The sequence below is a fragment of the Streptomyces spororaveus genome (assembly GCF_016755875.1).
In the GTDB taxonomy this organism is placed as follows: Bacteria; Actinomycetota; Actinomycetes; order Streptomycetales; family Streptomycetaceae; genus Streptomyces; species Streptomyces spororaveus.
In genome coordinates this window covers 2,480,323-2,496,761 of record NZ_BNED01000005.1, presented here as the reverse complement: position 1 = coordinate 2,496,761, position 16,439 = coordinate 2,480,323, and the positions used below count along the sequence as shown (strand labels likewise).

The 16,439-nt window shown below is 73.2% G+C and carries 1 protein-coding gene; it reads left to right on the top strand.

Annotated features, from left to right (window positions below):
- The first annotated feature begins 33 nt into the window (after positions 1–33).
- Positions 34–16,293 carry a type I polyketide synthase gene (locus Sspor_RS13510; protein WP_202199366.1) on the top strand — a complete coding sequence of 5,420 codons (16,260 nt, stop codon included), beginning with the start codon at positions 34–36 and terminating at the stop codon, positions 16,291–16,293.
- The last annotated feature ends 146 nt before the right edge of the window (positions 16,294–16,439 follow it).

Genomic DNA, 16,439 nt, shown 5'->3' with positions numbered 1-16,439 from the left:
AGCTTTCCGACTCTGACCACGGGGATGGCGTAAATGGTGAACGAGGAGAAGTACCTCGATTACCTCAAGCGGGCGACGACCGACCTCCGCGAGGCCCGACGACGGCTGCGCGAGGTCGAGGAGCGGGAGCAGGAGCCCATCGCCGTCGTGGCGATGAGCTGCCGCTACCCCGGCGGGATCGACACCCCCGAGAAGCTGTGGGACCTCGTGGCCCACGGCCGGGACGCCGTCTCCGCCTACCCCACGAACCGCGGATGGGACGCCGAAGTCCTCTTCGACCCCGACCCGGAGACCGGGATCGAGGCGTACGAACAGGTCGGCGGCTTCCTGCACGACGCGGCCGACTTCGACCCCGCGTTCTTCGGGATCTCGCCGCGCGAGGCCCTCGCCATGGACCCCCAGCAGCGCCTGCTCCTGGAGACGTCCTGGGAGGCCTTCGAGCGCGCGGGCATCGACCCGGCGTCGCTGCGCGGCAGCCGCACCGGCGTCTTCGCCGGACTGATGTACCACGACTACGCCGCCCGGCTGTTCAGCGTGCCCGAGGAGATCGAAGGCTTCCTCGGCAACGGCAGCTCCGGCAGCATCGCCTCGGGCCGGATCGCCTACACCCTCGGACTCGAAGGCCCCGCCGTCACCGTCGACACGGCCTGCTCGTCCTCGCTGGTCGCCGTGCACCTCGCCGCCCAGGCACTGCGCAACGGCGAATGCACGCTCGCCCTCGCCGGTGGCGTCACCGTCATGTCGACTCCCGGCACGTTCACCGAGTTCAGCCGCCAGCGCGGCCTGGCGGGCGACGGCCGCTGCAAGTCCTTCGCGGCCGCGGCGGACGGCACGGGCTGGGGCGAGGGCGCCGGCATGCTCGTCCTGGAACGGCTCTCCGAAGCCCGTAGGAACGGCCACCCCGTCCTGGCACTGGTCCGCGGTTCCGCCGTCAACCAGGACGGCGCCAGCAGTGGACTGACCGCCCCCAACGGACCGTCCCAGCAGCGCGTCATCCGCCAGGCACTCGCCGGTTCGCGGCTGTCGGCCGGGCAGGTCGACGCGGTCGAGGCCCACGGCACCGGGACCACGCTGGGCGACCCGATCGAGGCGCAGGCCCTGCTCGCCACCTACGGTCAGGGCCGCCCCGACGGCCGCCCGCTGTGGCTGGGCTCCATCAAGTCGAACATGGGGCACACCCAGGCCGCCGCCGGTGTCGCGGGCATCATCAAGATGGTCATGGCGATGCGCCACGGCGTGCTGCCCCGGACCCTGCACGTGGACGAGCCGACCCCGACCGTCGACTGGTCCGAGGGCGCGGTCTCCCTGCTCACCGAGTCCATGCCGTGGCCCGAGACCGGCGCACCCCGCCGAGCGGGAGTCTCGTCCTTCGGCATCAGCGGCACCAACGCCCACACCATCCTCGAACAGGCCCCGGACGCCGTCGAGGCCGAATCCGGGACCGAGCCGCCCGCGGCCGTCGCACCGCCCGTGCCGCCGCTCTGGAACCTCTCCGCCAAGACTCCGGCGGCGCTGCGCGCACAGGCCGGGAAGCTGCACGCCCACCTGACCGCACACCCCGGCCTGCGCCCCGGGGACATCGCCCACTCGCTCGCCGCCGGACGCACCGACTTCGAGCACCGCGCGGTCCTCACGTCCGCCGACGGGTCCGGCCTCACCCGCGCGCTGGCAGCCCTCGCGGACTCGGCTCCCGAGGACACGGCACCGGGGGTCACCCAGGGCCGCCCGGTCGCCGGAAAGCTGGCGTTCTTGTTCACGGGGCAGGGGAGTCAGCGGCTGGGGATGGGCCGTGAGCTGTACGACACGTACCCGGTCTTCGCTCAGGCCTTGGAGGCGGTGTGTGAGCGGCTTGAACTGCCGCTGAAGGATGTGCTGTTCGGTACGGATGCGGGTCTGCTGGACGAGACGGCGTATACGCAGCCGGCGTTGTTCGCGGTCGAGGTGGCGCTGTTCCGGCTGGTCGAGTCGTGGGGTGTGAAGCCGGACTTCCTGGCGGGTCATTCGATCGGTGAGATCGCGGCCGCGCATGTGGCGGGTGTCTTCTCTCTTGAGGACGCCTGTGCGTTGGTCGAGGCGCGTGGCCGTCTGATGCAGGCGCTGCCGACCGGTGGTGTGATGATCGCGCTGCAGGCGTCGGAAGCCGAGGTTCTGCCGCTGCTCACCGACCGCGTGAGCATCGCCGCGATCAACGGCCCCCAGTCGGTCGTGATCGCGGGTGACGAGGCGGACGCGGTGGTGATCGCCGAGTCCTTCACCGACCGCAAGTCCAAGCGGCTCACGGTCAGCCACGCCTTCCATTCGCCGCACATGGACGGCATGCTCGCCGACTTCCGGGTCGTTGCGGAGGGTCTGTCGTACGAGGCTCCGCGCATTCCGGTCGTCTCGAACCTCACCGGCGCCCTCGTCACCGACGAGATGGGCTCGGCGGACTTCTGGGTCCGTCACGTCCGCGAAGCCGTCCGCTTCCTCGACGGCATCCGCGCCCTCGCCGAACGCAACGTCGTGCACTTCCTCGAACTCGGCCCGGACGCCGTGCTCTCGGCCATGGCCCAGGACTGCCCGGTCGCCGACACCGCGGCCTTCGTGCCCGTACTCCGCAAGGGCCGTTCGGAGACCGGCTCCCTGACCGATGCCCTCGCGCGGCTCCACGTGCGCGGGGTGGCCGTCGACTGGGACGCGTACTACTCCGGTACGGACGTCCGGCGCGTCGACCTGCCCACCTACGCCTTCCAGCGCGAGTCCTACTGGCTCGACGCCGGCCGGCCCCTCGGGGACGTCTCCTCGGCCGGGCTCGGAGCGGCCGGTCACCCGCTGCTCGGCGCCGCCGTGGCGCTCGCCGACCTCGACGGCTTCCTCTACACCGGCCGTCTCTCGCTCGACACCCACCCCTGGCTCGCCGACCACAGCGTCATGGGTTCGGCCGTCCTGCCGGGCAGCGCCTTCGTCGAACTGGCCATCCGCGCCGGCGACCAGGTCGGCTGCGACCTGCTCGAAGAACTCACTCTTCACGCACCGCTCGTACTGCCCCGCAGCGGCGGAGTACAGGTCCAGCTGTGGGTCGGCGCACCGGACGCCACCGGCCGCCGCACCCTTGGTGTGCACTCCCGCCCCGAGCCGTCCCCGGACGCCTCCGGCCCGGACACCGAGGCAGGAGAGCCGTGGACCCGGCACGCCGACGGTGTGCTCGCCACAGGCGCCCCGCGGCCCTCCTTCGCCCCTGAGGTCTGGCCGCCGGCCGGCACCACGCCGCTGCCCGTCGACGAGCTGTACGCGGGGCTCGCCGCGGCGGGGCTCGAATACGGCCCCGCCTTCCAGGGCGTACGCGCGGCCTGGGCGGGCGACGACGCCACCTACGTCGAGATCGCGCCCGCCGACGGACAGCAGGCCGACGCATCTCTCTTCGGACTGCATCCCGCGCTCCTCGACTCGGCGCTGCACGCCATCGGCCGGGCCGGGCTCGTCGAGGACACCGGCCGCGGCCGCCTGCCGTTCTCCTGGACCGGGGTGTCCCTCTACGCCGTGGGCGCCTCGGTGCTGCGTGTCCGGCTGTCCAAGGCCGGACCGGACGCGGTGTCCGTGGCCCTCGCCGACGGAGCCGGACAGCCCGTGGGCGACATCGCCTCGCTCACGCTGCGCACGGTCTCGGCCGACCAGCTGGACACCGCGCGGGGCGGATACCACGACGGCCTGTTCCAGGTGGACTGGCTTCCGCTGACCCTGCCCGCCGGCGTCGACGACCACTGGGCCGTGCTCGGAGAGCCGGCCCCCACCGACGAGCCGGGCGACGGCACCGCGCACCACGCGGACGTGGAGGCGCTGAGCGCCGCCCTCGACGCGGGTGCGCCCGTGCCGGACGCCGTACTCGTACGCCACCCGGCCGCGCCCGGACTCACCCCCGAGGCGGTCCACGAGGCTGGGCACCGGACCCTCCGGCTGCTGCGGCACTGGCTCGACGACGACCGGCTCGCCGACAGCCGTCTCGTCCTGCTCACGCACGGCGCGGTCGCAGCGGGAGCCGGTGACCGGGTGCCCGACCCGGTGCACGCCGTGGTCTGGGGCCTGGCGCGCTCCGCACAGTCCGAGCACCCGGGCCGGTTCCTGCTCATCGACAGCGATGGCGACAGCGACGGCGGCAGCGATGACGACGCGGTGTCCCGGCAGACGCTCAGCGCTGTGCTCGCCTCGGAGGAGCCGCAGGTCGCCCTGCGTGACGGGGTGGCTCATGCGCCCAGGCTGGCCAGGGTTCCCGTTCCCTCGGATGCCGCCGTCGAGACGCCGTCGTACGACCCCGACGGCACCGTCCTCGTCACCGGGGCCAGTGGCACGCTCGGCGGGCTCGTCGCCCGGCACCTCGTCACCGAGCGTGGTGTCCGGCGTCTGCTGCTGCTGAGTCGCCGGGGCGCGGACGCGCCGGGTGCCGGTGAGCTCACCGCTGAGCTTGTCGGGCTGGGTGCGGAGGTGTCGTGGGCGGCGTGTGACGCGGGGGACCGGGACGCGCTGGCGGCCGTACTGGCTGGCGTTCCTGCCGCGTACCCGCTCACCGGGGTCGTTCACACGGCCGGTGTCCTGGACGACGGTGTGATCGGCTCGCTCACTCCGGAGCGCCTCGACACGGTCCTTCGTCCGAAGGCCGATGCCGCTCTCCACCTGCACGAGCTGACCCGCGACCTGCCCCTGTCCGCCTTCGTCCTCTTCTCCTCCGCCGCCGGGGTCTTCGGCGCACCCGGCCAGGGCAACTACGCGGCCGCCAACTCCTTCCTGGACGCCCTCGCCCAGCACCGGCGTGCCCACGGGCTCCCCGGCCGGTCGCTGGCCTGGGGGCTGTGGGAGGACGCCGAAGGCATGGCCGGCGCCCTCGACCGCGCCGACCTGGACCGGATGAAGCGCGGCGGTGTCCACGGTCTCACCGCCGCCGAGGGGCTCGCGCTCCTCGACCTCGCCGACGCCCTCGGCTCGGCCCATGACGACCAGGAGACGGCCGGACGGGCGCTGCTCGTGCCGATGCGACTGGCCCTTCCCGCCGTCGCCCCCGGCGGTGAAGTGGCCCCGCTGCTGCGCGCACTGGTCCGCACCCCCGCGAGGCGCGTCGCGGCCGGAGCCACCGCCGGAACCGCGCCGGACCTCACCGCTCTCGAACAGCGGCTCCTCGGCCTCGACGCACCGGAACGGGAGCGGCTGCTCCTCGACCTCGTCCGCGGCCATGTCGCCGACGTACTCGGCCACGGCTCCCCGGACGCCATCGACCCCGACCACGCCTTCAGCGAGCTGGGCTTCGACTCCCTGACGGCGGTGGAACTGCGCAACCGCCTCGGCGCGGCCATCGGCCGGCGCCTGCCCGCCACGCTGATCTTCGACCACCCGACCTCGCTGACGCTCGCCCGTCACCTCTCCGGTGAACTCGGCGCGGACCAGCACACGTTCGCGTCCACCGGGCCCGCGCCCACCACGGTCTCCGACGACCCGATCGCCATCGTGGCGATGAGCTGCCGCTACCCCGGCGGAGTGACCACCCCCGAGGAGCTGTGGCAGCTCCTGGCGGGCGGCGGGGACGCGATCTCCGGCTTCCCCGCCGACCGCGGCTGGGACGTCGAATCGCTGTACGACCCCGATCCCGACCACCCCGGCACCTCGTACACCCGACACGGCGGCTTCCTGCACGACGCCGCCGCGTTCGACCCGACGTTCTTCGGGATCAGCCCGCGCGAGGCCGTCGGGACGGACCCGCAGCAGCGGCTCCTCCTGGAGACCACCTGGGAAGCGTTCGAACGGGCCGGGATCGACCCGGCCACCATGCGTGGCAGCCGCACCGGTGTGTTCGCCGGTGTGATGTACCACGACTACGCCGCTCTGCTGGAACGTTCGAAGGACGGCGCCGAAGGCTGGCTCGGCTCGGGCAGCACCGGCAGCATCGCCTCGGGCCGCGTCTCGTACACCTTCGGCCTCGAAGGCCCCGCCGTCACCATCGACACCGCCTGCTCGTCGTCGCTCGTAGCCCTGCACATGGCGGTCCAGGCGCTGCGCACCGGCGAGTGCGACATGGCGCTGGCCGGCGGTGTCACCGTCATGGCGACCCCCGGCACGTTCGTCGGCTTCAGCCGCCAGCGCGGCCTGTCCACCGACGGCCGCTGCCGCGCCTTCTCGGCAGACGCCGACGGTACGGGCTGGGGCGAGGGCGTCGGCATGCTGCTCGTGGAGCGGCTGTCGGACGCACGGGCCAAGGGCCACCCGGTCCTGGCCGTGGTCCGTGGCTCGGCGATCAACCAGGACGGTGCGAGCAACGGCCTCACGGCCCCGAACGGTCCTTCGCAGCAGCGCGTGATCCGCGCGGCGCTGGCGAGCGCGGGCCTGTCCGCCGCCGACGTGGACGCGGTCGAGGCGCACGGCACCGGTACGACGCTGGGCGACCCGATCGAGGCGCAGGCGCTGCTCGCGACCTACGGCCGGGAGCACACCGAGGACAGCCCGCTGTGGCTCGGCTCGGTCAAGTCGAACCTCGGTCACACGCAGGCGGCCGCCGGTGTCGCGGGCATCATCAAGATGGTCCTCGCCATCCAGCACGGCGTGCTGCCGCAGACCCTGCACGCGGAGCAGCCCTCGCCGCACGTCGACTGGTCGGAGGGCGCGGTCTCGCTGCTCACCGAGTCCGTTCCGTGGCCGGAGACGGGCCGTCCGCGCCGCGCGGGTGTGTCGTCGTTCGGCATCAGTGGAACCAACGCGCACACGATCATCGAGCAGGCACCGGAGGAGGCCACACCGGCCCCGGCCGATGCGGTGGTCGTGCCGGGCGTGCTGCCCCTGCGGCTCGCGGGCCGCAGCGCCGAGGCCCTGTCCGCCCAGGCCCGAGCGCTGAGCGCACACCTGACAGCGCACCCCGACCTCCCGCTCGCGGACCTGGCGTACTCCCTGGCCACGAGCCGTGCCACCTTCGACCACCGGGCGATCGTGATCGCGGCGGAGGCCGACACGGCCGCCACCGCGCTCGACGCCCTCGCCGACGGGCGCACCGCTCCGGGCCTGGTGCGGGGCACGGTCAGCAAGGGTGGCCGCACGGCGTTCCTGTTCACGGGGCAGGGGAGTCAGCGGCTGGGGATGGGCCGTGAGCTGTACGACGCCTATCCGGTCTTCGCTCAGGCCTTGGACGCGGTGTGTGAGCGGCTTGAACTGCCGCTGAAGGATGTGCTGTTCGGTACGGATGCGGGTCTGCTGGACGAGACGGCGTATACGCAGCCGGCGTTGTTCGCGGTCGAGGTGGCGCTGTTCCGGCTGGTCGAGTCGTGGGGTGTGAAGCCGGACTTCCTGGCGGGTCATTCGATCGGTGAGATCGCGGCCGCGCATGTGGCGGGTGTCTTCTCGCTGGATGATGCGTGCACGCTGGTGGCGGCTCGTGGGCGGTTGATGCAGGCGCTGCCGGCCGGTGGTGTGATGATCGCGGTGCAGGCGTCGGAGGACGAGGTCCTTCCGCTGCTGACCGATCGCGTGAGTATCGCCGCGATCAACGGTCCGCGGTCGGTCGTGATCGCGGGTGACGAGTCGGACGCGGTGGCGATCGCCGAGTCCTTCGCGGGCCGCAAGTCCAAGCGGCTCACGGTCAGCCATGCGTTCCATTCGCCGCACATGGACGGCATGTTGGACGACTTCCGGGCGGTGGTGGAAGGCCTGTCGTACGGGGCTCCGCGCATTCCGGTGGTTTCGAACCTCACCGGGGCGCTGGTCTCGGACGAGATGGGTTCGGCGGACTTCTGGGTGCGGCACGTCCGTGAGGCCGTCCGTTTCCTGGACGGCATCCGGGCCCTGGAGGCCGCGGGCGTCACCACGTACATCGAACTCGGCCCGAGCGGTGTGCTCTCCGCCCTGGCCCAGGAGTGCGTGAGCGGCGGGGATTCCGTCTTCGTACCGGTCCTGCGCTCCGGTCGCCGCGAGGCCGAGACCGTCACCACGGCCCTCGCCCAGGCACAGGTCCGCGGGATCGCGGTGGACTGGCAGGCCTTCTTCGCCGGGACCGGCGCCCAGCGCGTCGACCTGCCCACCTACGCCTTCCAGCGTGAGCGCTACTGGCCCGAGACCGGCATCCCCCTGCCCGGCGACACGGCCGGGCTCGGACTCGCCGCCGCCGGCCATCCGCTGCTGGGTGCGGCCGTCACGCTCGCGGACGCCAACGGGTGCGTCTTCACCGGTCGGCTTTCCCTGCCTACGCATCCCTGGCTCGCGGACCACGCCGTCATGGGGTCCGTCCTGCTTCCGGGAACGGCGTTCGTGGAACTGGCCCTGCACGCGGGCGAGCGTGTCGGAGCCCGTGCCCTGGACGAGCTGACGCTCCAGGCCCCCCTGGTCCTGTCCGACGAGGGCGCGGTCCAGCTGCAGGTCGTGGTCGGTGCGCCCGACGCGTCGGGCCGCCGGGCGGTGGCCGTGTACTCCCGCCCGGACGCCGACGACGAACCGTGGGTCCGGCACGCCGACGGACTGCTGGTGGACGAGGTCCGGGGCGCCGCCGTCGATCTCGGCGTCTGGCCACCGGCCGATGCGACCGCCGTGCCGGTGGACGACGCGTACGAGGTCCTCGACGCCTCCGGCCTCGCGTACGGCCCCCTGTTCCAGGGGCTGCGGGCGGCCTGGCGGCGTGCCGGGGAGCTGTTCGCGGAACTCGCCCTGCCTGCCGAGGCGCAGGCGGACGCCGACGCGTTCGGGCTGCACCCCGCCCTGCTCGACTCGGCGCTGCACACCCTTGCGCTGGGTGATCTGCTGTCCGGCCCGGACACCGCAGGGACGGCCGGCGCCGCCCGGCTGCCGTTCGCCTGGAGCGGTGTACGACTCCACGCGGCCGGTGCCTCTGCGGTACGGGTCCGGCTGGCCGAGGCCGGTCAGGGCGCGGTGTCACTGGAACTGGCCGACTCCGCGGGTGCACCGGTCGCCTCGGTGGATTCTCTGGCGCTGCGGGCGATGTCGTCCGAGCAGCTCGGCGCGGCGAGTGCCGGCCGCCAGGAGTCGCTGTTCCGGATCGACTGGACGGAGCTCGCGGCTGATCGCACGGCGGTTCCGGCCGATGCCGAACGGGCTCTGGTGGGAGCGGAGGTGCGGGGCCTGGACGCCGTGCCCTACGCCGACCTGGCCGCGCTGGCGGCCGCGGACTCCGACGTACCGGAGCTCGTGTTCGTCACCACGGGAGTGGGCTCGGAGGCAGCGCCGACGGCTCAGGCGGACGGTGACGCCGTGCCGGGAACGGTTCATGCGCGGACCTTCGACGCGCTCGCGCTCGTACGGGCCTGGCTGGCCGAGGAGCACTTCGCTTCCTCCCGGCTGGTGTTCGTCACGCGCGGCGCCATGACCGCAGGTCCGGACGAACCCGTCCGCGATCTCGCCGGTGCCGCGGTGTGGGGCCTGATCCGCTCCGCCGAGACGGAGCACCCCGGTCGGTTCGCCCTGGTCGACCTCGACGGCGAAGCACTGCCCACGGAGACCGTGGCGACGGCTTTGGCGGCAGGGGAGTCGGAGCTGCTCGTACGCGCGGGATCCGTTCTCGTGCCGCGCCTCGCCCGTGCTGCTGTCGTCGACGGCTTTGGCCGTGATCTCGATGCTGATGGCACGGTGTTGGTTACGGGTGCGAGTGGGACGTTGGGTGGTTTGTTCGCCCGTCATCTGGTGGTGGGGCGTGGTGTCCGGCGTCTTTTGCTGGTGAGTCGTCGTGGTGGGGCGGCCGAGGGTGCTGCTGAGCTGTCGGCGGAGCTGACCGCGCTGGGTGCGGAGGTTCGGTGGGCGGCGTGTGATGTGGCCGACCGTGCGGCGCTGGAGTCGGTACTGAGCGAGATTCCGGCTGAGTATCCGCTGACGGGTGTGGTGCATACGGCTGGTGTGCTGGACGACGGTGTGGTGTCCTCGCTCACGGCGGAACGCCTGTCGGCGGTGTTGCGTCCGAAGGTGGATGCTGCCTGGAATCTGCATGAGCTGACCTGTGGTCTCGGTCTGTCGATGTTCGTTCTGTTCTCGTCGGCTGCTGGTGTGTTCGGTGGTGCCGGTCAGGCGAACTACGCGGCAGCGAATGTGTTCCTGGACGCTCTGGCCCAGCACCGCACGGCGCAGGGCCTGGCGGCCACCTCCCTCGCCTGGGGTCTTTGGGCCGAGTCCGGGGGCATGGCGGGTGAGCTGGGCGCTGAGGATGTGGAGCGTCTGGGCCGTGGTGGTGTCAGTGCGCTCTCCGCGGACGAGGGTGTGGCCCTGTTCGATGCGGCATCGGCGTCCGAGCAGGCCCTGTTCGTCCCCGTGAAGCTGGATCTGGCGGCGCTGCGCGCACAGGCCGGCGGTGGCTTGCTGCCGCCGCTGCTGAGCGGTCTCGTCCGGACGCCCACCCGCCGCGCCGCCGGCACGGCCAGGGTCGCGGTATCCGCCCCGGCGGAACGTCTCGCCGGACTGTCGGCCGCCGAACAGGCGGAACACGCACTGGAGCTGGTCCGGGCACAGGTCGCCACCGTCCTGGGATACGCCGGGCCGGAGACGGTCGAACCGGACCGCTCGTTCCGCGAGCTGGGCTTCGACTCGCTGACCGCCGTCGAGCTGCGCAATCTGCTCGGCGCGGCGACGGGGCTGCGCCTGCCCGCCACGCTCGTCTTCGACTACCCGACCTCGGCGGTCCTGGCCGACCACCTGCGGGCGGAGCTCGTCGGAACCGTGCCCGTGACATCGGCTCCGGTCGTTCTCGAGGCCCGCCACGACGACGAGCCCATCGCGATCGTGGGCCTCGGCTGCCGCTACCCCGGCGGTGTGGAGAGCCCGGACGACCTCTGGCGGCTCGTCATGGAAGGCCGGGACGCCATCTCGGAGTTCCCGGACGACCGGGGCTGGGACGTGGACGCGCTGTTCGACGCCGACCCCGACCAGCAGGGCACGAGTTACGCCCGCGAGGGCGGCTTCGTCCGCGACGCCGGCCACTTCGACCCGGCGTTCTTCGGGATCTCGCCGCGCGAGGCCGTGGCGATGGACCCGCAGCAGCGTCTGCTCCTCGAAACCTCGTGGGAGGCGTTCGAGCGCGCGGGCATCGACCCGGCGGCCCTGCGCGGCAGCCGCACCGGCGTCTTCGCCGGCGTGATGTACCACGACTACGCTTCCCGGCTCACGGCTCTCCCCGAGGGCGTCGAGGGCTTTCTCGGCACGGGCAACGCCGCGAGTGTCATCTCCGGACGGCTGTCGTACGCCTTCGGCCTCGAGGGCCCGGCCGTCACCGTCGACACGGCCTGCTCGTCCTCGCTGGTCGCCCTCCACCTCGCGGTGCAGGCGCTCCGCAACGGCGAGTGCTCCCTCGCTCTCGCGGGTGGTGTCACGGTCATGGCGACCCCTGCCCCCTTCGTGGAGTTCAGTCGCCAGCGCGGGCTCGCGGCCGACGGCCGCTGCAAGGCGTTCTCGGCCGACGCCGACGGCACGGGCTGGTCCGAGGGCGCGGGCGTCCTGCTGGTGGAGCGGCTGTCGGACGCGCAGCGCAACGGTCACCCGGTTCTGGCGGTCGTGCGGGGCTCGGCGGTGAACCAGGATGGTGCGAGTAATGGTCTGACGGCTCCGAACGGGCCTTCGCAGCAGCGGGTGATCCGTCAGGCTCTGGCCAGTGCTGGTCTGTCGGCGGCCGAGGTCGATGTGGTGGAGGCGCACGGTACTGGTACGACGCTGGGTGACCCGATCGAGGCGCAGGCTCTTCTGGCGACCTATGGTCAGGAGCACACGGAGGAGCGGCCGCTGCTGCTCGGGTCGATCAAGTCGAACATGGGGCATACGCAGGCGGCTGCCGGTGTCGCGGGCATCATCAAGATCGTTCAGGCGATGCGTCACGGGGTCGTCCCCAAGACCCTGCACGTGGACGAGCCGACCCCGCACGTCGACTGGTCGGCGGGAGCCGTCTCGCTCCTCACCGAGGAGATGGCCTGGCCGGAGACCGGCCGTCCCCGCCGCGCGGCGATCTCCTCCTTCGGCTTCAGCGGTACCAACGCGCACGCCATCATCGAGCAGGCCCCCGCACCCGCGGACCCGTCCGACGGACGACCGCAGCCCGCTCGGACTCCCGGCAGCCTGCCGTGGCTCCTGTCGGCGAAGGGCACGGACGCCCTGCGCGACCAGGCCGCCCGGCTGCGGGCGCACGCGATCGGGCACCCCGAGCTGTCCCTCGCTGACATCGGCTACGCCCTGGCCACGAGCAGGACCGCGCTCGACCGTCGGGCCGCCGTGGTCGCCGGGGACCGCGAGGAGTTCCTCGCGGGGCTCGCGGCGCTCGCCGAGGGTGCCACGGCGGCCCACCTGACGGAGGGCTCGCCGGCCGGTGGCAAGCTGGCGTTCCTGTTCACCGGGCAGGGCAGCCAGCGCCTGGGCATGGGCGCGGAGCTGTACTCCGCGTATCCCGCGTTCGCGCGGGCCCTGGACGCCGCATGCGACAGGCTCGACCTGGACGTACCCCTGAAGGACGTGCTGTTCGGGTCCGACGCCGACCTGCTCGACCGGACCGCGTACACCCAGCCGGCGCTCTTCGCCGTCGAAGTCGCACTGTTCCGCCTGGTGGAGAGCTGGGGCCTGAAGCCCGACTTCCTCGCCGGACACTCCATCGGCGAGATTGCCGCCGCCCATGTGGCAGGGGTGCTCTCCCTCGACGACGCGTGCACCCTCGTCGCCGCCCGCGGCCGCCTCATGCAGGCGCTGCCCACCGGCGGCGTGATGATCGCGGTGGAGGCCGCCGAGGCGGAGATCACCCCGCTGCTCACCGACCGGGTGAGCATCGCCGCCGTCAACGGCCCCCGGTCGGTCGTCGTCGCCGGTGACGAGGGCGCCGTGGTCGCGATCGCCGAGGCCGTCGAGGCCCAGGGCGGGAAGACCAAGCGCCTGACGGTCAGCCACGCCTTCCACTCGCCGCACATGGACGGCATGCTCGACGCGTTCCGCAAGGTCGCCGAGGGGCTTTCGTACGGGGCTCCGCGCATCCCGGTCGTCTCGAACCTCACCGGCGCCCTCGTCAGCGACGAGATGGGCTCGGCCGACTTCTGGGTCCGGCACGTCCGCGAGGCCGTCCGCTTCGCCGACGGCATCCGCACGCTGGAGGACGCGGGCGTCACCACGTACATCGAGCTCGGTCCCGGCGGCGTCCTCTCCGCGATGGCGCAGTCGTGCGTCACACGCGACGACGCGGCCTTCCTCCCGGCCCTGCGCGCGGACCGCTCCGAAGAGGAGACGGTCACCTCGGCCGTCGCCCGGGCGCACCTGCGCGGGATCACCGTCGACTGGGACGCGTACTACTCCGGCACGGGCGCCCGGCGCGTCGACCTGCCGACGTACCCCTTCCAGCGGCAGCGCTACTGGCTGGAGGCCCCCATCCACGCCCAGGGCGGGGACGTGACCTCCGCCGGGCTCGGCCCCGCCGGGCATCCGCTTCTGGGGGCGGCCGTCGAGCTGCCCGACTCGGAGGGGTTCCTGTTCACCGGGCGGCTCTCCCTGCGTACGCATCCCTGGCTGGCCGACCACAGGGTGGCGGGCACCGTCCTGCTGCCGGGCGCCGCGCTGGTGGAACTCGCCGTGCGCGCCGGGGACCACGCCGGATGCGACCTGCTGGAGGACCTCACGCTGGAGGCTCCGCTCGTGCTCCCCGAAGCGGGCGGAGTACAGCTGCGGCTCTCCGTGGCCGAACCCGACGCGTCGCGGAGGCGGGTGTTCCACATCTACTCGCGCCCGGAGGACGCGGCTTTCGAGGAGTCGTGGACCCGGCACGCGGGCGGTGTCCTGGCCGTCGACGCCGGAAACCCGGCCGAGGGCCAGCCCGAGTGGCCGCCGACCGGAGCCGTCCCGTGCCCGGTGGAGGACCTCTACCCGTCGTTCGACGCCATCGGGCTCGGATACGGTCCCGCGTTCCGCAACCTGCTGCTCGCCTGGAGGCGCGGCGACGAGGTGTTCGCCGAGGTCGCCCTCGCCGAGGAGCGGCGGCCGGAAGGCGCCCTGTACGGGCTCCACCCGGCGCTGCTCGACGCCGCCCTGCACGCGGTCGGCCTCGGGGACTTCTTCACCGACGGCCCCGAGGGCGCGCGGCTGCCGTTCTCGTGGGACGGTGTGCGGCTGCACGCCGTGGGCGCCGCCGCGCTGCGGGTACGGATGGCCCCCGCCGGCCAGGACGCGGTCACTCTGGCCGTCTCCGACGAGACGGGACAGCCGGTCCTCACCGTCGACTCGCTCGTCCTGCGTCCGCTGGCCGTCGACGCGCTCGGCGGCGCGGACCGAGGACCGGGCTCCCTGCGGGACGCGCTGTTCCAGGTCGACTGGCCCGCGCTGCCGCTGCCGCTGCCCGAGGCGCCGTCACGGGCCGACGGCCGCTGGGCCCTGCTGGGCGGCGACCCGCTGAAGCTGGGTGCGGCGCTGGAGCGCACCGGGGCGCTGGCGCCGGCAGCGGTGTTCGGCGCGGACACCGAGGACACCGGCGGGCACCACCCCGACCTGCCGTCCCTGGCCGCCGCGGTCGAGCTGGCCGAGGCACTCGGGGAGCCCGCGCCGGAGACGGTCCTCGTCTCCCTGGCGCCCGATCTCGGCACGGGAGGCGGCCTCGCCGCGGCCGCGCGCTCCGCTGCCGCGGACGCGCTGGAGCTGATCCGGTCCTGGCTGGCGGACGAGCGGTTCGCCGCATCACGGCTGGCCGTCGTCACGCGGGGAGCCGTCGCGACGGACCCCGACGAGGACGTGGAGGACCTGGCGCACGCGGCGGTGTGGGGCCTGGTGCGCTCCGCGCAGGCCGAGCACCCCGGCCGGCTGGTCCTCGTCGACCTCGACGGCGAGGACGACTCGTACCGGGTCCTGCCCGCCGCGCTCGACACCGATGAGACACAGCTCGCCGTACGGGCCGGAACCGTCCTGGCGCCGCGCCTCGCACGGGCGGTCATCGCCCCGGCAGCCGACGGCGCGGCCCCCGGCCGCGCCCCGGACCCGCAGGGCACCGTCCTCGTCACGGGCGCCAGCGGCACCCTCGGCGGACTGCTCGCCCGGCACCTCGTCGCGGAGCACGGCGTACGGCATCTGCTGCTCACCAGCCGCAGGGGTGCCGCCGCGGACGGCGCACTGCAACTGGCCGAAGAACTCGCGGAATCGGGTGCGCAGGTCACCTGGGCGGCGTGCGACGCGGCCGACCGGGACGCACTGGCCGCGCTGCTGGAGACCGTACCCACGGCCCATCCGCTGACGGCCGTCGTGCACACCGCCGGTGTGCTGGACGACGGCACGGTCGAGTCGCTGACCGCCGAGCGGATGGAGACGGTGCTACGGCCCAAGGTCGACGCCGCGTGGAACCTGCACGAACTGACCCACGGACTCGATCTGGCCGCATTCGTCCTGTTCTCCTCGGCGGCCGGCGTGTTCGGCAACGCCGGGCAGGCCAACTACGCGGCGGGCAACACCTTCCTGGACGCCCTCGCCCAGCACCGGCGCGCGGCGGGGCTGCCCGCGGTGTCGCTGGCCTGGGGCCTGTGGGACGACGAGGCGGGCATGGCCGCCACCCTCGACGAACAGGACCGGCGGCGCCTGAGCCGGGGCAGCATGACCCCGCTGTCGGCGGCCGAGGGCCTTGCGCTCTTCGACGCCGCACTGCCGGGCGGAGCATCCTCGGGCGCGGTGCCCGAGGAGGCGCGGACCGCGAGCGTACTCGTGCCCGCGCGGCTCGACCTGGCCGTACTCCAGGCCCAGGTGGGCGACGTCGTACCGCCCTTGCTGCGCGGCCTGCTCCGTACCCCGGTACGGCGCAGGACGAGCGGGGCGGAGACCGGCGCGCCCGATTCGCTCGCGCAGCGGCTCGCCCAACTGCCGCCCGCCGAACGGGACCGGGTGCTGCTCGACCTCGTCTGCACCCAGGTGGCCCAGGTACTGGGCCACAGCGGCGCGGCCGCCATCGAACCGGGCAGCGCCTTCAAGGAGCTCGGCTTCGACTCGCTGACCGCGGTGGAACTGCGCAACCGGCTCGGAGCGGTGACGGGGCTGCGCCTGCCCGCCACTCTCATCTTCGACTACCCGACCCCCGAAGCGCTGAGCGGACACCTGCGCTCCGCGCTGCCCCTCGACGACGACGGGCCGTCCGTCTTCGGCGAACTCGACCGGCTGGAGGCCGCCCTCGGCGCGGCCGACGCGGACAGCGTCACGCGCTCGCGGATCACGATGCGCCTCCAGGCCCTCATGGCCAAGTGGAACGACGCACAGGACGCGAACGGTGCCACCACGGACGAGGACGCCGCCGACGACGACCTCGAATCGGCGACCGACGACGAGCTCTTCGATCTGCTCGACGACGAGCTCGGCGCTTCCTGAGAAGCCGCGCGGAGCGCCCCCTCCGGCACCGCCGGACGGGGAAGTCTCCGCCCGGCACCACGACAACAGCCACGGGATCCCGTCCGCCGGGACCCCGGGCCCCCAGACGACCGACCGTACAACCGCCTCTCTGGCATGGAGCCCAC

Excerpts from the sequence above, each read along its gene's own strand:
- Sspor_RS13510 (WP_202199366.1), top strand. The coding sequence starts at position 34 with ATGGTGAACGAGGAGAAGTACCTCGATTACCTCAAGCGGGCGACGACC.